Annotated in this window: 25 protein-coding genes; 16 read left to right on the top strand and 9 right to left on the bottom strand. The window is 73.0% G+C overall.

The genetic code is table 11. From position 1 onward, the window contains the following. Positions 1-152: 152 nt before the first annotated feature. The 3 genes from ACOTKD_RS05030 to ACOTKD_RS05020 all read left to right on the top strand — a co-directional run bounded on the left by ACOTKD_RS05030 (position 153) and on the right by ACOTKD_RS05020 (position 3,127). Positions 153-1,013 carry a DUF4429 domain-containing protein gene (locus ACOTKD_RS05030; protein ID WP_424887635.1) on the top strand — a complete coding sequence of 287 codons (861 nt, stop codon included), beginning with the start codon at positions 153-155 and terminating at the stop codon, positions 1,011-1,013. 108 nt (positions 1,014-1,121) lie between these two features. Continuing rightward, positions 1,122-2,450 (top strand): sensor histidine kinase, encoded by a 1,329-nt coding sequence (locus ACOTKD_RS05025; RefSeq protein WP_424887634.1) that lies wholly within the window; start codon positions 1,122-1,124, stop codon positions 2,448-2,450. Next, positions 2,447-3,127 (top strand): response regulator, encoded by a 681-nt coding sequence (locus ACOTKD_RS05020; RefSeq protein WP_424887633.1) that lies wholly within the window; start codon positions 2,447-2,449, stop codon positions 3,125-3,127. The genes ACOTKD_RS05025 and ACOTKD_RS05020 overlap by 4 nt, the downstream gene beginning before the upstream one ends. Before the next feature lie 43 nt (positions 3,128-3,170). Here the strand turns inward: ACOTKD_RS05020 and ACOTKD_RS05015 are convergent, their stop codons facing one another. Together ACOTKD_RS05015 and ACOTKD_RS05010 are read right to left on the bottom strand one after the other, a co-directional pair. After that, on the bottom strand, positions 3,171-4,193 hold the full coding sequence (locus tag ACOTKD_RS05015) for an aldo/keto reductase (protein WP_424887632.1): 1,023 nt from the start codon (positions 4,191-4,193) through the stop codon (positions 3,171-3,173). Then, a complete protein-coding gene (locus tag ACOTKD_RS05010) occupies positions 4,193-4,684 on the bottom strand; it encodes a MerR family transcriptional regulator (RefSeq protein WP_424887631.1) in 492 nt (163 codons plus the stop codon). Before ACOTKD_RS05010 ends, ACOTKD_RS05015 begins: the two co-directional genes overlap by 1 nt. A gap of 150 nt (positions 4,685-4,834) precedes the next feature. Between ACOTKD_RS05010 and ACOTKD_RS05005 the strand changes: the two genes are divergently transcribed. After that, the gene (locus ACOTKD_RS05005) at positions 4,835-5,653 is read left to right on the top strand and encodes a serine hydrolase domain-containing protein (RefSeq protein WP_424887630.1); all 819 of its coding nucleotides are present in this window, start codon (positions 4,835-4,837) and stop codon (positions 5,651-5,653) included. 72 nt (positions 5,654-5,725) lie between these two features. On the opposite strand, the gene ACOTKD_RS05000 is transcribed toward ACOTKD_RS05005, so the two are convergent. Then, entirely contained in the window at positions 5,726-6,412 is a 687-nt protein-coding gene (locus tag ACOTKD_RS05000; protein WP_424887629.1) for a pirin family protein, read from the bottom strand. 57 nt (positions 6,413-6,469) lie between these two features. Between ACOTKD_RS05000 and ACOTKD_RS04995 the strand changes: the two genes are divergently transcribed. From ACOTKD_RS04995 to ACOTKD_RS04965, 7 genes are all read left to right on the top strand, one after another. After that, complete coding sequence (locus tag ACOTKD_RS04995; protein ID WP_424887628.1) at positions 6,470-7,654, top strand: PucR family transcriptional regulator; 1,185 nt, start codon at positions 6,470-6,472, stop codon at positions 7,652-7,654. A gap of 89 nt (positions 7,655-7,743) precedes the next feature. Further along, complete coding sequence (locus ACOTKD_RS04990; RefSeq protein WP_424887627.1) at positions 7,744-8,697, top strand: ACP S-malonyltransferase; 954 nt, start codon at positions 7,744-7,746, stop codon at positions 8,695-8,697. A 13-nt stretch (positions 8,698-8,710) separates the two neighbouring features. Next, positions 8,711-9,757, top strand: a complete 1,047-nt coding sequence (locus ACOTKD_RS04985) for a ketoacyl-ACP synthase III (protein WP_424887626.1) — start codon at positions 8,711-8,713, stop codon at positions 9,755-9,757. 104 nt (positions 9,758-9,861) lie between these two features. Beyond that, the gene (locus ACOTKD_RS04980; RefSeq protein WP_367136902.1) at positions 9,862-10,110 is read left to right on the top strand and encodes an acyl carrier protein; all 249 of its coding nucleotides are present in this window, start codon (positions 9,862-9,864) and stop codon (positions 10,108-10,110) included. Positions 10,111-10,177: 67 nt separating this feature from the next. Further along, positions 10,178-11,443, top strand: a complete 1,266-nt coding sequence (gene fabF, locus ACOTKD_RS04975; protein WP_424887625.1) for a beta-ketoacyl-ACP synthase II — start codon at positions 10,178-10,180, stop codon at positions 11,441-11,443. 286 nt (positions 11,444-11,729) lie between these two features. Next, positions 11,730-11,897: a Scr1 family TA system antitoxin-like transcriptional regulator gene (locus ACOTKD_RS04970; protein ID WP_424887624.1), complete on the top strand. Its 168-nt coding sequence runs from the start codon at positions 11,730-11,732 to the stop codon at positions 11,895-11,897. A gap of 11 nt (positions 11,898-11,908) precedes the next feature. Beyond that, positions 11,909-12,100: a hypothetical protein gene (locus ACOTKD_RS04965; protein ID WP_424887623.1), complete on the top strand. Its 192-nt coding sequence runs from the start codon at positions 11,909-11,911 to the stop codon at positions 12,098-12,100. Between the two features lie 5 nt (positions 12,101-12,105). Here the strand turns inward: ACOTKD_RS04965 and ACOTKD_RS04960 are convergent, their stop codons facing one another. After that, positions 12,106-13,077, bottom strand: coding sequence for an ArsR/SmtB family transcription factor (locus ACOTKD_RS04960; RefSeq protein ID WP_424887622.1), 972 nt, complete (start codon positions 13,075-13,077; stop codon positions 12,106-12,108). Between the two features lie 158 nt (positions 13,078-13,235). Here ACOTKD_RS04960 and ACOTKD_RS04955 point away from each other — a divergent pair, with 158 nt between their 5' ends. Continuing rightward, a complete protein-coding gene (locus ACOTKD_RS04955; protein ID WP_424887621.1) occupies positions 13,236-13,616 on the top strand; it encodes a hypothetical protein in 381 nt (126 codons plus the stop codon). 33 nt (positions 13,617-13,649) lie between these two features. Here ACOTKD_RS04955 and ACOTKD_RS04950 read toward each other — a convergent pair whose 3' ends face one another. The 3 genes from ACOTKD_RS04950 to ACOTKD_RS04940 form a co-directional block, all read right to left on the bottom strand. Continuing rightward, positions 13,650-14,453 carry a DUF4190 domain-containing protein gene (locus ACOTKD_RS04950; RefSeq protein ID WP_424887620.1) on the bottom strand — a complete coding sequence of 268 codons (804 nt, stop codon included), beginning with the start codon at positions 14,451-14,453 and terminating at the stop codon, positions 13,650-13,652. Positions 14,454-14,519: 66 nt separating this feature from the next. Continuing rightward, a complete protein-coding gene (locus ACOTKD_RS04945) occupies positions 14,520-15,413 on the bottom strand; it encodes an NAD(P)-dependent oxidoreductase (RefSeq protein WP_424887619.1) in 894 nt (297 codons plus the stop codon). Between the two features lie 84 nt (positions 15,414-15,497). Continuing rightward, positions 15,498-15,992: a DUF3145 domain-containing protein gene (locus ACOTKD_RS04940; protein ID WP_058044575.1), complete on the bottom strand. Its 495-nt coding sequence runs from the start codon at positions 15,990-15,992 to the stop codon at positions 15,498-15,500. Between the two features lie 321 nt (positions 15,993-16,313). Here ACOTKD_RS04940 and ACOTKD_RS04935 point away from each other — a divergent pair, with 321 nt between their 5' ends. Continuing rightward, positions 16,314-17,207, top strand: coding sequence for an SGNH/GDSL hydrolase family protein (locus ACOTKD_RS04935; RefSeq protein WP_424887618.1), 894 nt, complete (start codon positions 16,314-16,316; stop codon positions 17,205-17,207). Positions 17,208-17,549: 342 nt separating this feature from the next. After that, a complete protein-coding gene (locus tag ACOTKD_RS04930) occupies positions 17,550-18,065 on the top strand; it encodes an isochorismatase family protein (RefSeq protein WP_424887617.1) in 516 nt (171 codons plus the stop codon). A gap of 286 nt (positions 18,066-18,351) precedes the next feature. On the opposite strand, the gene ACOTKD_RS04925 is transcribed toward ACOTKD_RS04930, so the two are convergent. Continuing rightward, complete coding sequence (locus ACOTKD_RS04925) at positions 18,352-18,792, bottom strand: MarR family winged helix-turn-helix transcriptional regulator (RefSeq protein ID WP_424887616.1); 441 nt, start codon at positions 18,790-18,792, stop codon at positions 18,352-18,354. A gap of 89 nt (positions 18,793-18,881) precedes the next feature. Between ACOTKD_RS04925 and ACOTKD_RS04920 the strand changes: the two genes are divergently transcribed. Next, positions 18,882-19,895 (top strand): NADP-dependent oxidoreductase, encoded by a 1,014-nt coding sequence (locus ACOTKD_RS04920; protein ID WP_424887615.1) that lies wholly within the window; start codon positions 18,882-18,884, stop codon positions 19,893-19,895. 31 nt (positions 19,896-19,926) lie between these two features. Beyond that, positions 19,927-20,715 (top strand): EI24 domain-containing protein, encoded by a 789-nt coding sequence (locus ACOTKD_RS04915; RefSeq protein ID WP_424887614.1) that lies wholly within the window; start codon positions 19,927-19,929, stop codon positions 20,713-20,715. Positions 20,716-20,739: 24 nt separating this feature from the next. Here the strand turns inward: ACOTKD_RS04915 and ACOTKD_RS04910 are convergent, their stop codons facing one another. Further along, positions 20,740-21,471, bottom strand: coding sequence for a carbon-nitrogen hydrolase family protein (locus ACOTKD_RS04910; RefSeq protein WP_424887613.1), 732 nt, complete (start codon positions 21,469-21,471; stop codon positions 20,740-20,742). Between the last annotated feature and the right edge of the window lie 2 nt (positions 21,472-21,473).

Here is a 21,473-nt window from a genome sequence, read left to right as displayed (position 1 = left end):
GCAGGCGAAATCCTTCCGCCGCAACGGCACGGCGCCGCAACGGCGCGACCCGGCGGTGCCGAGCCGAGCTCAGCCGTGCGCAGGGCAACGCGCGTAGCCGGGACGCTCCCCGCGGGGGGACGCGCGGGCGGGCGCCGCATACGATGACGGGCATGGGTGATGTGCTGACGGGTTTCCACACCGTCTGGGAGTTCGACACCGACTCCGTGCTCATCCGCTTCGAACGGGGGATCCGCACGCCGAAGCTGCTCCAGGCGCTCGGTGAGCGACGCATCCCCTACGAGGCGCTCGCGGCCGTCGAACTGGCCCCGGGAAAGCGCGGGACGGTGGTGCTGCGCGCGGTGCCGAGACCGGGCGCCGATCCGCTGATGGACGTCGCCGACGGCCAGCTCAAGGAGAGCACCGACCCGTACCGGCTGGTGCTGCCCGAGCAGCGCGACGCCCTCGCCGAGTACTACGCCGACGAGATACGGGCCGCCCTCGGCCCGGACGCGGCCGATCCCGCCCTGCGCCCGCTGGTCGCGGCGCCCGCTCCCCCGCCGTCCTTCAAGGCCTACGACGGCAAGGCCTCCTTCGACGGCCGGTCCGTGGCCTTCCGCTGGTTCTGGACGGGAGCCTCGTCCGCCAAGTGGAAGGCCGGCGACCAGCGGTTCGCCGTCGAGGACCTCTCGGGCGTCGAGTGGCGCTCCCCCGAGATCGCCGGCGGCTATCTGCGGCTCGTGCCGCGCGGCGGCGAGGACGAGCGGCCCGGCCAGGCCGACCAGGATCCGGCGGCCGTCGTCTTCGGCATGGGCTACGGCCTGCTGCACGAGTCGCTGCCCTTCGGCGCGGCCGTCCTCGAAGCGGTCCGCGCCGCGGCCCCCAGCGCGCCGGCCGCGCGCGTGCCGGCCGCCCGCCCGGACCCGGGCGGCATCGCCGACCGCATCCGCCACCTGGGCGCGCTGCACGACGCGGGGCTCCTGACCGACGACGAGTTCAGCGCGAAGAAGGCCCAGCTCCTGGCCGAGCTGTGACCGGGCCCCGCCACGGTGCCCTGCTACCAGTGCTACCCCGGTATGACCCGCAAGCCCCCACCAGGGTGTGACGCCCGCGCACGGGCCGCGGCCTAGGGTGAAGGGGTCATGCCCCAGTCACTCCCCGCCCCCCTCGCCCTGGCGCGCGCCTACCTGATCGACGTCTGCACGCCCGCCGGGCCGCCCGTGCCGCTGGGCGGCCGGTCGCGCCGCCGCTGGGTGCGGAAGCTGCCCTACGTGGTCGCCGGCCTGTTCACCGCCCTGCTGCTGCCGCTGACCGGCACCGTGCTGGCGAACGAGTACGGCCTGGGCTTCGGCCTCGCGCTGTCCCTCGCCGTCGCCCAGGCCGTGCCGCTGCTCGTCGCCGTCCGCAGGCCCCTCCTCGCCTGGGCGATCGCCTTCGCGGCGAGTGTCGCCACGGCGGTGGTCCTGCTGTCCGAGCCGGTGAACCACGACTGGACCTGGCCGTGGCCGCCCCCGACCACCATCGGCCTGCTGCTGTTGCTGCTCGCGGTCGGCATGCGGGAGCGGCGCCCGACGCTCGTCGCCGTCTGGCTGGCCACCGGCGTCGCGGGCGCGGTCCTGCGGGGCGTGTCGCCCGAGCGCAGCTCCACCAACGTCTGGATCACACTGTTCGTGGTCGGCGGCATGCTGATGCTGCTCGCCGGGGCGCTGCGCGAGCGCGGGGACGCGCGGCGCGCGCTCGCCGAGCAGGAGACGATCAGCGAGGCCGAGCGGGCCCGGCGCACCCTGCTGGAGGAGCGCACGCGCATCGCCCGCGAGCTGCACGACGTCGTCGCCCACCACATGTCGGTGATCACCGTGCAGGCGGACAGCGCCCCGTACCGGCTCGCGGGCCTGCCAAAGGAGGCGCGCGAGGAGTTCGGGACGATCGCCGCGACGGCGCGGGAGTCGCTGACCGAGATGCGGCGGCTGCTGGGGGTGCTGCGCAGCGAGGACGCCTCCGGCGCGGGCGCCGGCGGCGAGCGGGCGCCGCAGCCGGGCGTGGCCCGGATCCCGCAGCTGGTCGAGGGGACCGTGCGGTCCGGGCTGCCGGTGGAGCTGGCCATGCCGGATCCGCTGCCGGAGGCGGTGCCGCAGACCGTGGACCTCTCCGCGTACCGGATCGTGCAGGAGGCCCTGGCCAATGTGGTCCGGCACGCGCCGGGCGCGGCCACGCGGGTTTCGGTGTCGGCCGGCGACGCGGGCACGAGCCTTATGGTGCTGGTCGTCAACGCCGCCGCGGCCGACCGGGACGCCCGGCCGGTGGAGACCGGCGGCACGGGCCACGGCCTGGTCGGCATGCGGGAGCGGGTCCGGCTGGTCGGCGGCACGCTCGACACCGGCCCGCTGCCGGACGGCGGCTTCCGCGTCGCAGCCCGGCTCCCGTTCACGACAGCACCGGACGAAGAGGAACAGGACCCCGTTTCGCCATGACCATCAAGGTGATCATCGTCGACGACCAGGCCATGGTGCGGGCGGGCTTCGCCGCGCTGCTGGCCGCCCAGCCCGACATCGACGTCGTCGGCGACGCGGCGGACGGGAAACAGGGCGTGGACGTCAGCCGCCGCACCCACCCGGACGTCGTGCTGATGGACGTCCGGATGCCGGAGATGGACGGGCTGGAGGCGGCGCGGCGGCTCCTCTCCCCGCCGCCCGGCGTGACGCACCGTCCGAAGGTCCTGATGCTGACGACCTTCGACGTCGACGACTACGTCTACGAGGCGCTGCGCGCGGGCGCGTCCGGCTTCCTGCTGAAGGACGCGCCGCCCGCGGACCTGATCTCGGCCGTGCGGGTCGTGGCCGCCGGGGAGGCCCTGCTGGCCCCGTCCGTGACGCGCCGTCTGATCGCGGACTTCGCCAAGCAGCGCCCGGCGCCGCGCAAGGGCGGCCCGGCGCTGCGGCTGAACGGGCTCACCCCGCGCGAGACCGAGGTCCTGGAGCTCATCGCCCGCGGGCTGTCCAACCAGGAGATCGCGGCCACCCTGGTGCTGGCCGAGCAGACCGTCAAGACGCACATCGGCAGGGTCCTGGCCAAGCTGGACCTGCGCGACCGCGCCCAGGCGGTGATCTTCGCCTACGAGTCGGGGCTGGTGGCCCCGGGCGGGCGGTGACAGGACGTCACCGCCCGCCCCGGCCCCGGGCCCGCGGCGCGCGCTACTCGCGGCCGGCCGAGGTGAACGACATGTCGGCGTAGCGGCCGCCCGCGACCTTGTCCGCGATCGGCTCCAGGGCCGCGAGCTCGTCCGCCGTGAGGGTGATGCGGGTCGCGCCCGCGTTCTCCTCCAGGCGGGAGCGGCGGCGCGTGCCCGGGATCGGAACGACCGTCAGGCCGTGCGCCTGCGCCTGCTGCTGCAGCCAGGCCAGGGCCACCTGGCCCAGGGAGGCGCCGCGCTCCCGCGCGATCTCCCGGACCGGCTCCAGCAGCGCCGCGTTCGCCGCCGCGTTGCCGCCCGTGAAGCGCGGCATGGTGCGGCGGAAGTCGTCGCCCGACAGCTCCTCGGCCTGCACGAAGGAGCCGGTCAGGAAGCCCCGGCCGAGCGGGGAGTAGGGCACGAGGGCGACGCCCAGCTCCCGCGCCGCCGGCACCACGTGGGTCTCGATGTCGCGGCTGAACAGCGACCACTCCGACTGCACGGCGGCGATGGGGTGCACGGCCTGCGCGGCGCGCAGCTCGCCGCCGGTGACCTCGCTGAGGCCCAGGTGCTTGACCTTGCCCTCGGCCACGAGCTCGGCCATGGCGCCGACCGTCTCCTCGATGGGGACGTTCACGTCGCGCCGGTGCATGTAGTAGAGGTCGATCTCGTCGACGCCGAGCCGCCGCAGGCTGGCCTCGACGGCCCGGCGGATGTACGGGCGGTCGTTGCGGATCGTCCGGACCTGCGGGTTCTCCGGGTCGATCGAAAGGGCGAACTTGGTGGCCAGGACGACCTGGTCGCGGTGGGCCCGGACGAAGGGCGCGATGAACTTCTCGTTCTCGCCGGCGCCGTAGACGTCGGCCGTGTCGAAGAGGGTGACGCCCAGTTCGAGCGCCCGCTCCAGCGTCGCTCTCGCCTCCCCCTCGTCGGTGGTCGGGCCGTAGGCGAAGCTCATGCCCATGCAGCCGAGCCCCTGCACGCCCACCTCGGGGCCGCCGGTGCCGAGCGTGGCGGTGGCTATCTTGTCGTTGCTGTTGCTCATCAGTGCTTCAGGGCCCCTTCGGCGGCCTCGGCCCGGCGCCGGGCGTCGGCATAGACGTCGATCTTGTAGTCGAGCACTTCGAGGGTGCTCCGCAGCTCCGCGATGCGTTTCCGGACGTCCTCGCGGTGCGCGGTCAGCAGCTCTTCCCGCTCCGCCATGGTGTGTTCGCCCTCGCGGACGAGCCGCGCGTAGCGGACCATGTCCGCCACCGGCATGCCGGTCAGCCGGAGCCGTCCCACCAGGTCCAGCCAGTCCAGGTCCCGGTCGGTGTAGCGGCGCTGGCCGGTGTGCGAGCGGTCCACGTGCGGCATCAGCCCGATCCGCTCGTACCAGCGCAGCGTGTGGACCGACAGGCCCGTGCAGCCCGCCACTTCGCTGATCGTGTACCGGTCGCGCCCCACCGGGCGGCCGTGCCGCTGCTGTTCGAGCACGGTGCACACGATGTCCGGCGGTGTCGTCGTCCCTACGGGCGCACTGTCCAAGACGGTCATGGAGCCTTCCCCCTGTTCGCGGGCGTTCGCAGTCGTTGCCCTTGCGATCACCCCAACGCTAGAGAGCTGGAGCGCACTCCAGGCAAGCGAAGACTTGGGGGAATCTTGGCCGGGGCGGGCCGGCACCGGCCCCGGGATAGGCTCGGATCCATGGAGAGCCTGCGGATGATCGAGAACTGGCCGGTGGACACCGCTGCGGCGGCGGTCGTACGGGCCGACGGCACGACGGTGGGCACGCACGGGCCGGCCGGGCATCGCTTCCCGCTGGCCTCCGTCACCAAACCGCTCGCCGCCTACGCCGTGCTCGTCGCCGTCGAGGAGGGCGCGGTCGAGCTGGACGAGCCGGCCGGGCCCGCGGGGTCGACGGTCCGCCACCTCCTCGCCCACACCTCCGGGCTGGCCTTCGACGAGCACCGGGCGATGGCCGAACCGGGCACGCGGCGGCTCTACTCCAACGCCGGCTTCGAGGCCCTCGGCGACCACGTCGCCAAGGCCACGGACATCCCCTTCGCGGACTACCTGCGGGAGGCGGTGCTGGAGCCGCTCGGGATGACGGCGACGGACCTTCCGGGCTCGCCCGCCAAGGACGGCGTCTCGACCGTCTCCGACCTGGTGCGGTTCGCCGCGGAGCTGCAGGCGCCGCGGCTGCTCTCGCCGGAGACCGTGGCGGAGGCCACGTCGGTGGCCTTCCCCGGCCTGACGGGCGTCCTCCCGGGCTACGGGCACCAGCGGCCCAACGACTGGGGCCTCGGCTTCGAGATCCGCGACGGCAAGTCCCCACACTGGACGGGCGCGTCGTCCTCGCCCCGCACGTACGGGCACTTCGGGCAGTCGGGCACGTTCCTGTGGGTGGACCCCGCCGCGGGCGCGGCGTGCGTCGCCCTGACGGACCGGGCGTTCGGGCCGTGGGCGATCGAGGTGTGGCCGGCGCTCACGGACGCGGTCCTGGCGGAGCTCACCACCGATTAGCGCGTCCGGGCTCACACCCCCACAGCCCGTCCGGCGTTTGAGGGCCGGGGTCCGGGGCGGAGCCCCGGGAGCTCAGCCGAAGTGCGGCTCGGCGTGCATCTCCCAGGCCAGCAGCTCCACGGCGTGGCCGAGCGCCTCGACCTCGACGCCGGAGGCGTCCAGCAGCCGCGCGGCGTCCCCCGGGCGCAGGACATCGCCGTCCACCCGGACATCACCGCGTACCACGTGCACGTACACCCACGGCGCCCCCGGCAGGGAACCCCGCTCTCCGGCCGCGAGCCGCCGCACGTGCAGCACCGCCTCCACGCCCGGCAACGCGTACGACACGTCGTCGCCGACGCCCCGCACCACCTCGTACGAGGGCTCGTCCCCGTACTCCGACGGCGTCAGCCACATCTGCAGGAAGCGGAGCGGCTCCGCGCCCTCGTTGCGCTCGGAGTGCCGGACGCCGGACCCCGCGCTGAGCCGCTGCACGTCACCGGGCCGCACGACCACGACGTGCCCCGTGGAGTCCTCGTGGGTGAGCTCCCCCTCGATCACCCACGTGACGATCTCGACGTCGCGGTGGGGGTGCTCCGCGAATCCCGCCCCGGGCGCGAGCCGCTCCTCGTTGCAGGCCGCGAGCGGCCCGAAGCGCACGTTGTCGGGGTCGTAGAAGCCGGAGAAGGAGAAGGCGTGCCGGGTCTCGATGCCGGCGTCCGGGTCCCCGCCGAGGAAGCGTTCACCGGCTCGCTGGACGGACCGCTGTACGTGCGTCATCGGGCTACGGTAGCCCGGCGACCCCGCACCGGACCCGAATAAGGCAGGCTTGTCCCCGTGCCTGAACCCGCCGCTAACACCCCGCATCCGCACAGCGCCACCCTCCGCCGCCTGGAAAAGTCCTCCGGCACGCTGGCCGCAGCCGCCATCGCCAGGATGGACGCCCAGCTGCCGTGGTACCGGGCGATGCCCCCGGAGAACCGCTCCTGGATCGGCCTGGTCGCCCAGGCCGGCATCGCGGCCTTCACGGAGTGGTTCCGGCATCCGGAGACTCCGCAGGCCATCAGCACGGACGTGTTCGGCACGGCCCCGCGCGAGCTGACGCGGGCGATCACCCTGCGCCAGACGGTGGAGATGGTCCGCACGACCATCGAGGTCATGGAGTCGGCGATCGACGACGTGGCGGCGCCCGGCGACGAGGGCATTCTGCGGGAGGCCCTGCTGGTCTACGCCCGCGAGATCGCGTTCGCGACCGCGCAGGTCTACGCGCAGGCCGCCGAGGCGCGCGGCGCGTGGGACGCCCGGCTGGAGTCGCTGGTGGTCAACGCGGTGCTGTCGGGCGAGGCCGACGAGGGCGCCCTGTCCCGGGCCGCGGCCCTGGGCTGGAGCGCCCCGGCGAACGTCAGCGTGGTGCTGGGCACCGCCCCGAACGGGGACAGCGAGCTGACGGTGGAGGCGATCCGGCGGGCGGCGCGGCACGCGAAGGTGCAGGTGCTGACGGGGGTGCTCGGCGACCGGCTGGTGGTGATCTCGGGCGGCTCCGACCAGCCGCTGCAGACGGCCAAGGCGCTGATCGGGCCGTTCGCGGCGGGCCCGGTGGTGGCCGGCCCGGTGGTGCCGGACCTGCTGTCGGCGACGCGCTCGGCAGCGGCGGCCACGGCCGGTCTGAAGGCCTGCGCGGCCTGGCCGGACGCCCCCCGTCCGGTCCTTGCGGACGATCTCCTGCCGGAGCGCGCGATGGCGGGTGACACCACAGCCCGTGATCAGCTGGTGGAGGAGATCTACAGACCGCTACAGGAAGCGGGCTCGGCGCTGCTGGAAACGCTGAGTGTCTACCTGGAACAGGCGAGTAGCTTGGAAGGGGCGGCACGGATGCTGTTCGTCCACCCCAACACCGTGAGATACCGCCTCCGACGTGTGACGGACGTCACCGGCTGGTCACCCTCCGATGTCCGCTCGGCGTTCACGCTGCGAATCGCGCTCATCCTGGGGCGTCTGGCCGACACGGAGACGGCCCTTTAGCCTTTTGTCGAACGTCAACAATTCCCCTGACGGTTCTTGGTCCCCATCCCCACGGGTGGCCGGTGCCGTCCACGAGAGAGAGTGTGAGGGTGCTCGTACTCGTCGCTCCCGGCCAGGGCGCTCAGACGCCCGGCTTCCTGACCCCCTGGCTCGACCTCCCCGGTGTCGAAGACCGCCTTCGTGAGTGGTCGGCCGCCATCGGCCTGGACCTCGTCCACTACGGCACGAACGCCGACGCGGACGAGATCCGCGACACCGCCGTCGCCCAGCCGCTGCTCGTGGCGTCGGCGCTGGTCTCGGCCCGGCAGCTGTTCCCCACGGCGGACGACTTCGCCCGTCTGGTGGGCGCGGCCGCGGGCCACAGCGTGGGCGAGCTGGCGGCGTCGGCGCTGACCGGCGTCCTGTCCGAGCAGGAGGCCATGGAGCTGGTCCGCAAGCGCGGCCTGGCCATGGCCGAGGCCGCGGCGGTCACCGAGACGGGCATGGCCGCCCTCCTCGGCGGCGACCCCGAGGTCGTCGTCCCGCACCTGGAGAAGCTCGGCCTGACCCCCGCGAACGTCAACGGCGCGGGCCAGATCGTGGCCGCCGGCACCGCCGGGCAGCTCGCCGCGCTGGCCGAGGACAAGCCCGAGGGCACCCGCAAGGTCGTGGCGCTGAAGGTCGCGGGCGCGTTCCACACGCACCACATGGCCCCCGCCGTGTCGGCCCTGGAGGCCGCCGTGCAGGAGCTGTCCCCGGCCGAGCCGCACACCCGGTACGTCTCGAACAAGGACGGCGCCGTCGTGGCCTCCGGCGCGGAGGTCGTGCGGCGGCTGGTCGGCCAGGTGGCCAACCCGGTGCGCTGGGACCTGTGCATGGAGACGTTCAAGGAGCTCGGCGTGACGGCCCTGCTCGAAGTGGCCCCCGGCGGTACGCTCACCGGCCTGGCCAAGCGCGCCCTGCCCGGCGTGAAGACCCTGGCCCTGAAGTCGCCGGACGACCTCGACGCGGCCCGTGAGCTGATCGCCGAGTACGCCGCACCCGCCGGTTCCCCGGCCGAATAAGGAGCCTCAGAGCATGACCGCGAAGATCAAGCCGAGCAAGGGTGCCCCGTACGCGCGCATCCTCGGCGTGGGCGGCTACCGCCCCACCCGGGTGGTGCCGAACGAGGAGATCCTTAAGTACATCGACTCCTCGGACGAGTGGATCCGCTCCCGCTCCGGCATCGCGACCCGGCACTGGGCCGGCCCGGAGGAGACGGTCTCCGCGATGTCGGTCGAGGCGTCCGGCAAGGCCATCGCCGCCGCGGGCATCACCCCGGAGCAGATCGGCGCCGTGATCGTCTCGACGGTCTCGCACTTCCACCAGACCCCGGCGATCGCCACCGAGATCGCGCACAAGATCGGCGCGGGCAAGCCGGCCGCGTTCGACATCTCGGCCGGCTGCGCGGGCTTCGGCTACGGGCTGACGCTCGCCAAGGGCCTGGTCGTCGAGGGCTCCGCGGAGTACGTCCTGGTGATCGGCGTCGAGCGGCTGTCCGACCTCACCGACCTGGAGGACCGCGCGACGGCCTTCCTGTTCGGCGACGGCGCGGGCGCCGTGGTCGTCGGCCCCTCGGCCGAGCCGGCCATCGGCCCGTCCGTGTGGGGCTCCGAGGGCGACAAGTCGCACACCATCAAGCAGACCCGGGGCTGGGACGAGTACCGCACCACCCCGGTCCCCGGCGGAAACGGTCCGGAGGCCCGCACGCCCCTGGACGAGATCCGCTACCCGGCCATCACGCAGGAGGGCCAGGCGGTGTTCCGCTGGGCCGTCTTCGAGATGGCGAAGGTCGCCCAGCAGGCGCTGGACGACGCCGGGGTCAGCGCGGAGGACCTGGACGTCTTCATCCCGCACCAGGCCAACATGCGGATCATCGACTCGATGGTCAAGACCCTCAAACTGCCGGAGAGCGTCACGGTCGCCCGTGACGTGGAGACCACGGGCAACACGTCCGCGGCCTCCATCCCGCTGGCCATGGAGCGGCTCCTGGCCACCGGCGCCGCGAAGAGCGGGGACACCGCGCTCGTCATCGGTTTCGGGGCGGGTCTCGTCTACGCCGCCACGGTCGTTACCCTCCCCTAGGCGAGATCGTCGCAGCCCGGCCTCACCGCCGTACTGCGCGGAGCTCGCCGCACCGCAGTTCCTTACCACGCAGTTCCACCGCACAGATAGAAGGAGCGCCGCACATGGCCGCCACCCAGGAAGAGATCCTCAAGGGCCTCGCCGAGATCGTCAACGAGATCGCCGGCATCCCGGTCGAGGACGTCAAGCTGGACAAGTCCTTCACCGACGACCTGGACGTCGACTCGCTGTCCATGGTCGAGGTCGTCGTCGCCGCCGAGGAGCGCTTCGACGTCAAGATCCCGGACGAGGACGTCAAGAACCTCAAGACCGTCGGCGACGCCGCGGACTACATCCTGAAGCACCAGGACTGACCTGAGCGTTCGTCGCCACCCCGGCGGTGGCGGTTCACCAGCACCTCTACACGTGGAGACAATTCCTGTGAGCTCGACCAATCGCACCGTGGTCGTCACCGGTATCGGCGCAACCACACCGCTGGGTGGCGACAGCGCGACGACCTGGGAGGCTCTGCTCGCCGGCCGGTCCGGCGTGGGGCCCCTCGAAGGTGAGCGCTACGCCGACCTTCCGGTCCGGATCGCCGCCGCCGCCGCGGTCGACCCCGAAGACGTCCTGCCCCGCCCCCTCGCCCGCAAGCTGGACCGCTCGGCGCAGTTCGCGCTGATCGCGGCCCGCGAGGCGTGGGCCGACGCGGGCTACACCGCCAAGGCCGGCGAGGACTCCTCCATCGCCCCCGAGCGCCTCGGCACCGTCATCGCCTCCGGCATCGGCGGCGTGACCACCCTGCTCGACCAGTACGACGTGCTCAAGGAGAAGGGCGTCCGCCGCGTCTCCCCGCACACCGTGCCCATGCTCATGCCGAACAGCCCCTCGGCCAACGTCGGCCTGGAGGTGAACGCCCAGGCGGGCGTGCACACCCCGGTCAGCGCCTGCGCCTCCGGCGCCGAGGCCATCGGCTACGCCGTCGAGATGATCCGCACCGGCCGTGCCGACGTGGTCGTCGCCGGCGGCACCGAGGCGGCGATCCACCCGCTGCCCATCACCGCCTTCGCCAACATGATGGCGATGTCCAAGAACAACGAGGAGCCCGAGAAGGCCTCCCGCCCGTACGACAAGGCCCGTGACGGCTTCGTCCTCGGCGAGGGCGCCGGCGTCGTGATCCTGGAGTCGGCCGAGCACGCCGCCCGGCGCGGCGCGCGGGTCTACTGCGAGGTCCTGGGCCAGGGCCTGTCCGCGGACAGCCACCACATCGCCCAGCCCGAGCCGACCGGCCGCGGCATCGCCGCCGCCCTGCAGAGCCTGCTCGACAACACCGACCTCAAGCCGTCCGAGGTCGTGCACCTCAACGCGCACGCCACGTCCACCCCGCAGGGTGACGCGGCCGAGATCAAGGCGCTGCGCAAGGTCCTCGGCGACGACCTCGACCACGTCGCGGTCTCCGCGACCAAGTCGATGACCGGTCACCTCCTGGGCGGTGCGGGCGGCATCGAGACGGTCATGACCGTCCTCGCCCTCCACACCCGTACGGCCCCGCCGACCATCAACGTCGACGACCTGGACGAGGACATCGACGCGGACATCGTCCGCGACGTGCCGCGCGCCCTGCCCGCCGAGGGCACGATCGCCGCGATCAACAACTCGTTCGGCTTCGGCGGCCACAACGTGGTGCTGGCCCTGCGCTCGGTCTGACGCCGGCTTCCAGCCTGTACGGCCCGCCCCGGGATCTCCCGGGGCGGGCCGTTCGCGTGGTGCGTTCAAGCTCCGGGGGGGGGCTCGCCCAGACCCGGGTTCCCTCAGTGGCGGGGCCGCTCTTGCTGATGCCCCAGGTGCCGTCGCATTCGTGCACGACTGCGGCGAGGAGGAGCAGGGTGCGCTTGCGCTGCGCTGTGCAGTGGGCGGCTTGGTGGGCGTCGGAGTGGGCGTGGTGGGCGTCCCAGTTGACGATGCGGAGTGCTCCGTCGCACCAGCGGAGGGAGTGGTAGATGTCCTGTCCGTACAGATCGACAGCACGCACGGCCCGGAATTCCTCTACGGAGAGGCACAGTTGTCCAAGTACCGCGCGCACCTCGACTGGATGGAGCGCCTCGCACTGGACCCGGGCAGCTCACGTGAGTTCATCCGGGACGTTGCGAAGCAGCTATGAGGAGCCACCCCATGACCAACATCACCTGGGAAGAGCCTTACTGCGGCGAGGGAAGCGCTTGCTTCCGCATAGGCACGGACAGTGCAGGCAACGCCTACATAGCCGTATCCGGCGCCGAGGACCACTACGTCACCGACTCCCGCGAAGCGTTGCGCGCTCTGATCCGCGACATCAAGGCCGGCAAGGCCGATCACCTGCTCTGACGGCGTCAGGACGGCTCCTGGGCGGCATGCACGAGCAGGTCGAGGCCGAGTGGCGTGCAGCAGTGCCACACCGCCTTGCCCTCCCGCCGGGAGTGGACCAGCCCGGCGTACCGGAGGGCCTTGGTCTGCGTGGAGGCGGTGCTGAGGCTCATCGTGAGCTGCCGTGCCAGGTCCGTCGTCGTGCGGCGGTGGACCAGGAGGCTCAGGATGTGGGCCCGTGTGCTGCCCAGCAGGGTGACGAGGGGGTCGCCGGCCGGTCCGAGGGGGTGGAGGCTCAGCGGGGTGACGGCCGGGTAGACGAGGAGGACGCGGCCGTCGGGCTGCGGGGCCGCCAGGAGGTGGCGGGTCCAGGAGAAGGTCGGCAGCAGGACGATGCCCTGCCCGTGCAGGGTGATCTCGGCGTCCCGCGGGAGGTCCGCTTCCAGGGTGGTCCCGCGCCACCGGGTGCCCGGGGCCAGCGAGGTGATCGCGGCCTGGAGTCCCTGCTGGGCGATGACGCGGGCGCGCCAGGCGGTCTCGGCGCGGAAGCCGGACGCGAGCCTGGTCCAGTCCCGGCGGATGACGTGCCGGTGGCCCGCGCGCAGGGCGAGTTCGAGTTCGTGCCACGCGGAGCGGTCGTGGTCCGCGACGGAGCGGAGCCACGGGGTGGCCGGCAGCCCCGTGGCGCACACCCGCCGGAGTTCGGCCCGCACCCGTGCGCGGGGTGTGGCCAGAACCGACTCCAGGCCCTCTTCGAACCCCTCGCTGGGCGGGTCCAGGAAGAGCGGGCCCACGCCCTGCGGCGTGACCAGCCGGAACAGCGGGTGCGCGGCGCGCGGCAGGCCCCTCAGGGCGCGTCTGCGCCACCGGGCCTGCTCCGGCGGAACGTCGTGGCGCTGCAGTGCCGCGAAGGCCAGGCAGAGTTCGAGGAGCGGCGCGGGGTGATCCGCGACGGTGACGTTGAGCAGGTCCTGAGGGGTGCAGTGGATGCGCAGCATGACGACCTCCTGCCCGGCGCGACGGCGCGACCTTTCAGCGGGAGCCGAAAGGATGGCGGCCGCCGCGCGGGGCCGGGAAGGCTGTTCCGAGTCAAACCGCTCGCCCGTTCGCCGAACGTCCGGCGCGGGGCGTGCACCGCACTCGACGGGGAGAAACCATGAACAAGGTCCAGAAGGCCGGGCTCGCGCTGGCCGCAGGCGTGGCCGGGCTCACCATGGCCGTGGCACCGGCGGGCGTCGCCGCCGCCGACAGCGGCGGGGCCGGCATCCTCAGCGCGACCGGCTGCCACGGCACGACCTGCATCTACGTCAACGGCAAGGGCCTGACGGTCTCCTACGCGGTGGTGACCAACAAGAAGGGCAGCACGGTCGGCCGCGGAATGATCTCCAGCAACTGGGACGGCGCCACGCACACGGGCCCCCGGCTCAAGAAGGGCCAGTCCTGGCGGTTCGACTACAACCGGCAGATGAACAACGGCAACAAGGTGTGCGGCTCGATCGAGGGCATCGACGTCGCCTGCGTGACGATCCACAAGTAGCCGTACGGTCTCGCGCGACCCGGCCGGGCCGGACTACCGGCCCGGCCCGACCCACATCCGGTCCGGGCGGTCGTTGTTCGCGCCGGTCTCCACCTGGAGCTCCTTCGCGCCGTCCGGGCGGACCGAGTACGTGAACGTGGTCTCCGCGCGCTTGCCGGGCAGCAGCTTGCCCGTGAAGGGCTTCGTCGCGCCGCGGCCGTCGAAGATCTCCGAGGCCCTCTTGCCGGTGGCGTCGCGCACGTACGGGACGTGGGCGAGGAGGTCGATCGGCTCCTTGCCGTCGTTGGCGACGGTGACCTTGAACCGGAGCGCCAGGTCCCCGTCCTCGTGCCCGAAGGCGATCCGGTCCAGTTCGTACGGCTCGGGCTTGTCGACGGTGATGGCGACGCCGTCCTGGTACGTGTGCGTCTCGCCGAACTTCAGCGGCTTCGGTGCCGTGGAGGGCGAGGCCGAGGGCTCGGGCGCCGCGGCCGCCGGCGGGCGGTCCTCGTACGGGTCGTCGTTCTCCTCGTCGGCCTTGTCGACGAGGAAGAGGGTGAACAGGAGGCCGCCGACGGCCATGAGCAGGGCCACCCCGCCCAGGATCGTGCCGGTCAGGGCCATGCCCTTGTTCGTGGCCTGTCCCCTGCGGACGAGGACCAGGCCGACGGTGCCCAGGCCGAGGGCGACCAGGGCGAGCGGGCCCGAGAGGAAGAAGAGGAACGGGACGAGCCCGATGACCGCGCCGCAGATGCCGACGATCATCGCCGCGGTGCCCATGCCGTTGCGGGGGTGCGCGGGCGGGTAGGGCGGGTAGTACGCCCCGGGGTGGCCGTGGGGATACCCGGGCATGGTCATGCGTGCGTCGTCCTTCGGAAGCCGGATGGGGTGATGAATCACCCTATCCAGCCCTTGATCGGACCTTCACACCGCATCGAAGGACGCGTAGTAGGAAGCCGCCATGTCCTCCTGGGCGTGCCCCTGCTCGGCGGCCCGCCGGAACCGCTCGGCGCCCGCGGCCGCCACGTCCATCCGTACGCCCGCCCGCTCGCCCGCCGCGACGATCAGCCGGGCGTCCTTCTCCGCCGTGGCGGTGGTGAAGCTGGGGGTGAGGTCTCCGCCGAGGATCAGGCCGGCCTTGGCGCGCAGGTAGCCCATGTCCAGGGGGCCGCCGGCGACGGCGTCCAGGAATCCGGCCGGGTCGACGCCGAGGCCCTTGGCGAGGGCGAGCGCTTCGGCCGTGCCGTGGGTGACGGTCAGCACCCAGCTGTTGATGACGAGCTTGAGCCGGGTGGCCGTGCCGCCCGCGGCGTCGTCGCCGAGCCACATCGTGCGGCTGCCGACGGCGGCGAAGACCGGCTCCAGGGCCTGCCGCGCCTCCTGCGGCCCGGCGGCCAGCACGGTCAGCTTCCCCTCCTCCGCGGGCTGCTTGGTGCCGAGGACGGGCGCGTCGACGAGGGTGAGGCCGTGCTCGCGGGCGAGGGCGGCGAGGCCTTCGAAGCCCTCCAGGCCGACGGTGCCCGACTGGGCCCAGACCGTGCCGGGCCGCAGGGCGGGGGCGGCGGCGCGCAGCGCGTCGAGGGTGGCCGGGCCGTCGCGCAGCATGGTCAGGACGACGTCGGCGGTGCGGACGGCGTCGGCGGGGGTGTCCGCGATGCGCACGCCGTCGGCGGCGAGGGGCTCGGCCTTCGCCCGGCTGCGGTTCCAGACGGTGACGGGGAGGCCCGCGCGCGCGAGGTTGCGGGCCATGGCGGCGCCCATGATGCCGGTGCCGAGGACGGTGACGGCCGGTGCCGGGCTTGCGCTGGTGTCGGTCATGGCCCCGACGCTAGGGGCTGGAGTCCGCTCCAGGGCAAGCGCGGGCGTCCGTTCGGACGACCATCCGTTCAGCCCACCATCGGTTCAGACGACCTGGTGCAGCCAGCGGACCGGGGCGCCCTCTCCCGCGTACCGGAAGGGCTCCAGTTCGTCGTCCCACGGCTTGCCCAGGAGCTTGGCGACCTCCGCCTCCAGCTCCGTCTCGCCGCGGGCGGCGCGGGCGAGGGCGGCGCGCAGCCGGTCCTCGGGGACGAGGATGTCGCCGTGGATGCCGGTGACGGCGTGGAAGATGCCGAGGTCGGGGGTGGAGCTGTAGCGCTCGCCCTCGGCCGTGGCGCACGGCTCGGCGGTCACTTCGAAGCGCAGGAGGTGCCAGCCGCGCAGCGCGGAGGCGAGCTTGGAGGCGGTGCCGACCTGCCCCTGCCAGGAGAATTCGGCGCGCCAGGTGCCGGGCGAGGCGGGTTGTCGGATCCAGTCGAGGGTGACCCGCACGCCGAGCACGCCCGCGACTGCCCATTCGACGTGCGGGCACAGCGCGCGCGGCGCGGAGTGCACGTAAAGAACTCCACGTGTCGTCACCGGGACCTCCAGTGCGGTTCGAGGTTCGCCTTCCCCAGCGGCCTCGCACCCGTACCGGTCCCGCCCGGGACAGCATGCAAGATTCTGCCCCAATGGCCACTCCCGCACCAGCTCGCGAGGTTACCAACAGTAAACACCATCGGGAGCATTTCTCCTGAAAGGGACAGGATGTGACGTGTCGTATTTCAGTTGTGCCGGAAGTGCGAAGCCGCCCCGGGGCACGGCACGACCGCCCCGGGGAAAAGCTACCGTGCGAACGGACCCCCGCGGTGACGTACCGTCGGACCCGAACAGATATCACCCGGCCGGAGGGGAAGAGCGATGCACCGCAGCACGGGACGGAAGGCGCGCGGGGCCGCCAGGGCCGCCGTCGCAGCGGTCACCGCCTTTTCGGCGGCCCTCCTCGTCACGGGGTGCGACTCCGGCAAGGAGGACGCCTCCGCCGGAAAGCCGAGCGCCCGCCCCGCCGCCGCCCCCGCCTGGAACACCCGCCCCGCGTCGATCGCCTCACTGGGTGACTCCATCACCCGCGGATTCGACGCCTGCTCGGTCTTCAAGGACTGCCCGGAGGTCTCCTGGGCCACCGGCACCCAGGTCGACAGCCTCGCCCGCAGGCTGCTGGCCTCACCGCAGACCAGCAGCTGGAACTACGCGCGGACCGGCGCGCGGATGACCGACCTCCCGGGTCAGATGCAGTCCGCCGTCGCGCAGAAGCCGCAGCTGGTGACCGTGCTCCTGGGCGCCAACGACGCCTGCCGCGACAAGGTGGCCGACATGACGCCGGTGAGCGCGTTCCGCGCGGACTTCGAGGCCTCGGTGAAGGAGCTGCGCACGGCGCTCCCGAAGTCCCAGCTCTACGTCGCCGGCGTGCCCGACCTGCAGCGCCTGTGGTCCCAGGGGCGCACGAACGGCTACGCCAAGACCGTCTGGAACCTGGGCATCTGCCCCTCCATGCTCAAGGACTCCGGGTCGGCCGACCCGGCGGCGGAGGAGCGGCGCGCCCAGGTCGTGAAGCGGGTCGGCGAGTACAACGCGGCCCTGAAGGACGTCTGCCGCCGCGATGCGCTGTGCCGCTTCGACGGGTCGGTCAGCGCCTACGAGTTCACGGGCGAGGCGCTGAGCAAGTGGGACTGGTTCCATCCGAGCAAGCAGGGCCAGGGCGAGCTCGCGGCGCTGGCCTACCGGACCGTCACGGCCGAGAAGCACCCCTCCTAACGGGGGGGAGCACTGGTGGGGCGGGGCCTGTCAGGTGGCCCCGCCCCGGTCAGACACGGGCCGTGCGGGCCGCGCGCGGCGCGAACGTACGTACCCTCGCTCCGGACGTCCGGCACCGCGCGCACGCACACGGAGGCGTCCGTGCCTGCTCTTCCGCACGGTATCCGATGAACAGACCTTACTCATAAGCAAGTTCACCCCTGGGCGGGTCAACTTGCGCACGACGGGGGTGAAGGCGGGGCGCGGGCTGCCACGCGGACGTCGGGCAAGCTTTACCTATCGTCATCCCGGAGGGGGCTCGCAGGCCGCCCGCGGCCCGTGCCCGACCGGTACGGTCTGGCCATGACGGAAATCGACCCGCGGACCACCGCCCTCGTCCTCATCGACCTGATGGAGCGCGTCGTCGCGCTCCCCCTCGCCCCGCGCAGCGGGGACGAAGTGGTCCGTACGGCGGAGGAGCTGGCGCGGTCGTTCCGGAAGTCGGGCGGCACGGTGGCCGTGGTGCGCACCGAGCGGCCCGGGCCTGCGGAGCAGCCGCCCGGGGGCGGGCTGCTCGCGGGGGTCGCCGAGGAGGGCGACGTCGAGGTGGTGAAGCGGTCGCCGGGAGCGTTCCACGGCACGGACCTGGACGAGCGGCTGCGGGAGCGGGGCGTGCGGACGCTTGTCCTCGGCGGGATCGTCACCAACCTGGGCGTGGAGTCGACGGCCAGGGCGGCGGCCGACCACGGCTACGGGCTGGTCTTCGTGGAGGACGCGATGAGCGCGCTGACGGCGGAGGAGCACCGGGGTTCCGTGACGCTGAACATGCCGCGTCTGGGCACGGTGGTGCGGGCGGGGGACTTGCGGTTCCCCGCGTGAGGGGCCTGACGGCCCCGGGTTCCGGGGCGTCCCGGGGCGTCCCGTTGGGCCGGGGCCCGGCGCCTCTCCTCCGCCGCGACGGCGGGCCACCACAGCGGGGCTGACCGGCGGTGCCGGACCGACCCCATGCCCCTCGGCGGATGCCCGCCCGAGCTCGTGTGCGGTCGGCCGACTGCAGGTCGTCCGTGGCTGGTCGCGCCGTTCCCCGCGCCCCTTACGGGGCATAGCCGCCTCGCCTCCGCCGCAACGGCGGGGCTGACCGGCGGTGCCGGACCGGATCGCACCCCTAACGGGGCGCACCCGCGCCCGGTTCCAGGACCCGACGCAGCAGGTCCCGCAGGGACGTCCGTTCTCCGGCCGAGAGGCCGGCCAGCGGCTCGCGGGCGAAGTCCAGTGACTCGCTCAGGCGGTCGGCGGTCTCCAGGCCCGCCGGGGTGGCCGCGGCGAGCTTGACGCGGCGGTCGTCCGGATCGGGGCCGCGCTCCACGAGGCCGCGGGCCTCCAGGCGGTCGACGATGCCGGTGACGTTGGACGGCTCGCACTTCAGGAGCTGGGCGATCCGCCGCATCGGCATGGGCTCGCTCGCGAGCAGGCGGAGCACCTTGGCCTGGGCGCCGGTGAGCGCGTGCTTGGCCGCCGCCTCCTCGTACTCCTCGTGATAGCGGGCCACGACGGCCGCGATGAGGTCGACGACCTCACGGGTCAGGGCATCGGTTCGGGGGGCCATGACACCCAGGCTACCGCGTTGCTTGACAACATGAAATATCGAGGCGCATGGTTGTTTCAGTTACTGAACCATTTAGGAGGCCGGGTTCCATGTCCGCAACGCCCACCACCAGCCGTGAATGGCACCTCGTCGCCCGCCCGCACGGCTGGCCGAAGCCGGAGGACTTCGCGCTGCGCGAGGCCGCCGTGGCCGAGCCCGGTGAGGGGCAGGTCCTGGTGCGCAACATCCACATGTCCGTGGACCCGTACATGCGCGGCCGGATGAACGACGTCCGCTCCTACGTCCCGCCCTTCGAGCTGGACCAGCCGATGCAGGGCGGTGCGGTCGGCGAGGTCGTCGCCTCGCGCAGCGACGCGTTCAAGCCGGGCGACCACGTCCTGCACCCCTTCGGCTGGCGCGAGTACGCCCTGGTCGGCGCGGAGCACGCGGTGAAGGTCGACCCGGAGCTCGCGCCCCTGTCCGCCTACCTCGGCGTGCTCGGCATGCCGGGTCTGACCGCCTACGCGGGCCTGCTGGAGGTCGCCTCCTTCAAGGAGGGCGACGCCGTCTTCGTCTCCGGCGCCGCGGGCGCGGTCGGCCTGCAGGTCGGCCAGATCGCCCGGCTCAAGGGCGCCTCGCGCGTCATCGGCAGCGCGGGCACGGACGAGAAGGTCAAGGCGCTGGTCGAGGAGTACGGCTTCGACGCCGCCTTCAACTACAAGAAGGGCCCGGTCGCCCAGCAGCTGAAGGAGGCCGCGCCCGAGGGCATCGACGTCTACTTCGACAACGTCGGCGGCGACCACCTGGAGGCCGCGATCGGCGCGCTGAAGCTGCACGGCCGTGCCACGCTCTGCGGCGCGATCGCCGGTTACAACGACACCGAGCCGCAGCCGGGGCCGCGCAACATGGTCGCGATCATCGGCAAGCGCCTGCGCCTGCAGGGCATGATCGTCCGGGACCACCAGGCGCTGCAGCCGCAGTTCGTGGAGGAGGTCGGCGGCTGGGTGCGCTCCGGCGAGCTCAAGTACCGCGAGACGGTCGTGAACGGCGTGGAGAACGCGGTGGACGCGTTCCTGGGCATGCTGCGGGGCGAGAACACCGGAAAGATGATCGTCACGTTCTGAGGCCGGCGGCCCTCCGGATAGCCTTCCCGCCATGCGAGATCTCATGGCGGGAATGACGTACCTCGGCAAGGGCCAGCGCTGGGTGGCCCGGAACCGCCGGCAGTGGGGGTTCGGGCTGCTGCCCGGGCTCGTCACGCTCGTCGGCTACGCGGTCGCGGTCGTCTGCCTGGCCCTGTACGCGGACGACGCCGTCGCCTGGGCCACGCCCTTCGCCGACGACTGGGCCTCCCCCTGGGCCGGCCTGTTCCGGGGCGCGCTGACGGGGATCCTCTTCGGCGGCGGCCTGCTGCTCGCCGTCGTCTCCTTCACCGCCGTGACCCTGCTGGTCGGACAGCCCTTCTACGAGGAGCTGTCCGCGCGGGTCGACCGCTCGGTGGGCGGCGAGGCGCCCGAGTCCGGGCTGCCGCTCTGGCGGGAGCTGTGGATCTCCGCACGCGAGAGCCTCGCGGTGCTCGTGCGCGCCGCCGCCTGGGGCGTGCTGTTCTTCGCCCTCGGGTTCGTGCCGTTCGTCGGGCAGACCGTGGTCCCCGCGATCGCCCTCTGCTTCTCGGCCTTCTTCCTCGCCGAGGAGCTCACGGCGGTGGCCCTGCAGCGCCGCGGGGTGCCGCTGCGCGAGCGGCTGCGGCTGCTGCGCTCCCGCAAGCTGCTCACGCTGGGCTTCGGCGTGCCGCTGGCGCTCCTCTTCCTCGTGCCGGTCGTCGCGGTGTTCGTGATGCCGGGCGCGGTGGCGGGCGCGACCCTGCTCGTGCGGGACCTCATGGGCGAGGAGGGCCCGGCCGGAGCCGAGCCCGAAGCGGCGGGCGAAGGCGCCCTCAGCTGAGAGACGCCTCGGATGAGGGACGCCTCAGCTGAGGGACAGCTCCGCCGTCACCAGCCCCTCCCCCGCGTCCGGGCCCTCCGCGAGGACGCCGCCGTCCGGCGCCCACACCGCGCTGAGGCCGCAGGCGTCGTAGGGGCCCGAGGGGCCGTAGTGGTTGGCCAGCAGCACGTGGAGGCCGTTGTCCTTCGCGAGCGCCGGGAAGATCTCCATCCGCTCCCGCGCACCGCCGCCCCGCCCGTACAGCGAGCTGGCGAGCAGCACGCCGCACCCGTCCTCGGCGGCACGGGCCGCGCACTCCGGGAAGTGGGCGTCGTAGCAGATGACGTGCCCGAAGCCGACGCCGTCCAGCGTGAACCGGCCCTCCCCCGTCCCCGGCACGAAGCCCGCGGCGCGCTCCGTGTCCGTCACGTGCACCTTGTCGTAGCGGGTGAGCAGCGCCCCGTCCGGACCGTAGACGAAGCTGCTGATGGTGGGGCCTCCGGCGGCGGCCCGCCCGGGGGCGTTGACGACGGCGGCGACGCCCGCGGTCCGGCACGCGTCCCGTACGGGGGCGAGCCGCGGGTCGTCGGGGTCCAGGAGCAGCCGGTCCCCGCCCGCGACGATCGCGTCCAGTTCGTAGCCGGTGACGGCGAGTTCGGCGAAGACCACGAGCGCGGCGCCGCGCTCCCCCGCCTCGGTGACGAAGGCGGCCATCCGGGCGGCGTTCGCCCCGACGTCGCACGGCCGGGCGGTGAACTGTGCTGCTGCGATGATCATCC

The organism is Streptomyces sp. XH2, from assembly GCF_049725035.1.
Lineage (GTDB): Bacteria > Actinomycetota > Actinomycetes > Streptomycetales > Streptomycetaceae > Streptomyces > Streptomyces roseoverticillatus.
Note: the sequence above shows the minus strand (reverse complement) of the source record. Positions and strands in the feature narration are given on the sequence as shown.

Bases quoted from the DNA above. Each gene is read 5' to 3' on its own strand.
- ACOTKD_RS05010 (WP_424887631.1), bottom strand. From the start codon at position 4,684: ATGACCGTCTTGGACAGTGCGCCCGTAGGGACGACGACACCGCCGGAC.
- ACOTKD_RS04985 (WP_424887626.1), top strand. From the start codon at position 8,711: ATGACCGCGAAGATCAAGCCGAGCAAGGGTGCCCCGTACGCGCGCATC.
- ACOTKD_RS05025 (WP_424887634.1), top strand. From the start codon at position 1,122: ATGCCCCAGTCACTCCCCGCCCCCCTCGCCCTGGCGCGCGCCTACCTG.
- ACOTKD_RS05000 (WP_424887629.1), bottom strand. From the start codon at position 6,412: ATGACGCACGTACAGCGGTCCGTCCAGCGAGCCGGTGAACGCTTCCTC.
- ACOTKD_RS04945 (WP_424887619.1), bottom strand. From the start codon at position 15,413: ATGACCGACACCAGCGCAAGCCCGGCACCGGCCGTCACCGTCCTCGGC.
- ACOTKD_RS04915 (WP_424887614.1), top strand. From the start codon at position 19,927: ATGCGAGATCTCATGGCGGGAATGACGTACCTCGGCAAGGGCCAGCGC.
- ACOTKD_RS05030 (WP_424887635.1), top strand. From the start codon at position 153: ATGGGTGATGTGCTGACGGGTTTCCACACCGTCTGGGAGTTCGACACC.
- ACOTKD_RS04930 (WP_424887617.1), top strand. From the start codon at position 17,550: ATGACGGAAATCGACCCGCGGACCACCGCCCTCGTCCTCATCGACCTG.
- ACOTKD_RS04955 (WP_424887621.1), top strand. From the start codon at position 13,236: ATGAACAAGGTCCAGAAGGCCGGGCTCGCGCTGGCCGCAGGCGTGGCC.
- ACOTKD_RS04980 (WP_367136902.1), top strand. From the start codon at position 9,862: ATGGCCGCCACCCAGGAAGAGATCCTCAAGGGCCTCGCCGAGATCGTC.
- ACOTKD_RS04965 (WP_424887623.1), top strand. From the start codon at position 11,909: ATGACCAACATCACCTGGGAAGAGCCTTACTGCGGCGAGGGAAGCGCT.
- ACOTKD_RS04910 (WP_424887613.1), bottom strand. From the start codon at position 21,471: ATGATCATCGCAGCAGCACAGTTCACCGCCCGGCCGTGCGACGTCGGG.
- ACOTKD_RS04960 (WP_424887622.1), bottom strand. From the start codon at position 13,077: ATGCTGCGCATCCACTGCACCCCTCAGGACCTGCTCAACGTCACCGTC.
- ACOTKD_RS05005 (WP_424887630.1), top strand. From the start codon at position 4,835: ATGGAGAGCCTGCGGATGATCGAGAACTGGCCGGTGGACACCGCTGCG.
- ACOTKD_RS04920 (WP_424887615.1), top strand. From the start codon at position 18,882: ATGTCCGCAACGCCCACCACCAGCCGTGAATGGCACCTCGTCGCCCGC.
- ACOTKD_RS05020 (WP_424887633.1), top strand. From the start codon at position 2,447: ATGACCATCAAGGTGATCATCGTCGACGACCAGGCCATGGTGCGGGCG.
- ACOTKD_RS04950 (WP_424887620.1), bottom strand. From the start codon at position 14,453: ATGACCATGCCCGGGTATCCCCACGGCCACCCCGGGGCGTACTACCCG.
- ACOTKD_RS05015 (WP_424887632.1), bottom strand. From the start codon at position 4,193: ATGAGCAACAGCAACGACAAGATAGCCACCGCCACGCTCGGCACCGGC.
- ACOTKD_RS04925 (WP_424887616.1), bottom strand. From the start codon at position 18,792: ATGGCCCCCCGAACCGATGCCCTGACCCGTGAGGTCGTCGACCTCATC.
- ACOTKD_RS04935 (WP_424887618.1), top strand. From the start codon at position 16,314: ATGCACCGCAGCACGGGACGGAAGGCGCGCGGGGCCGCCAGGGCCGCC.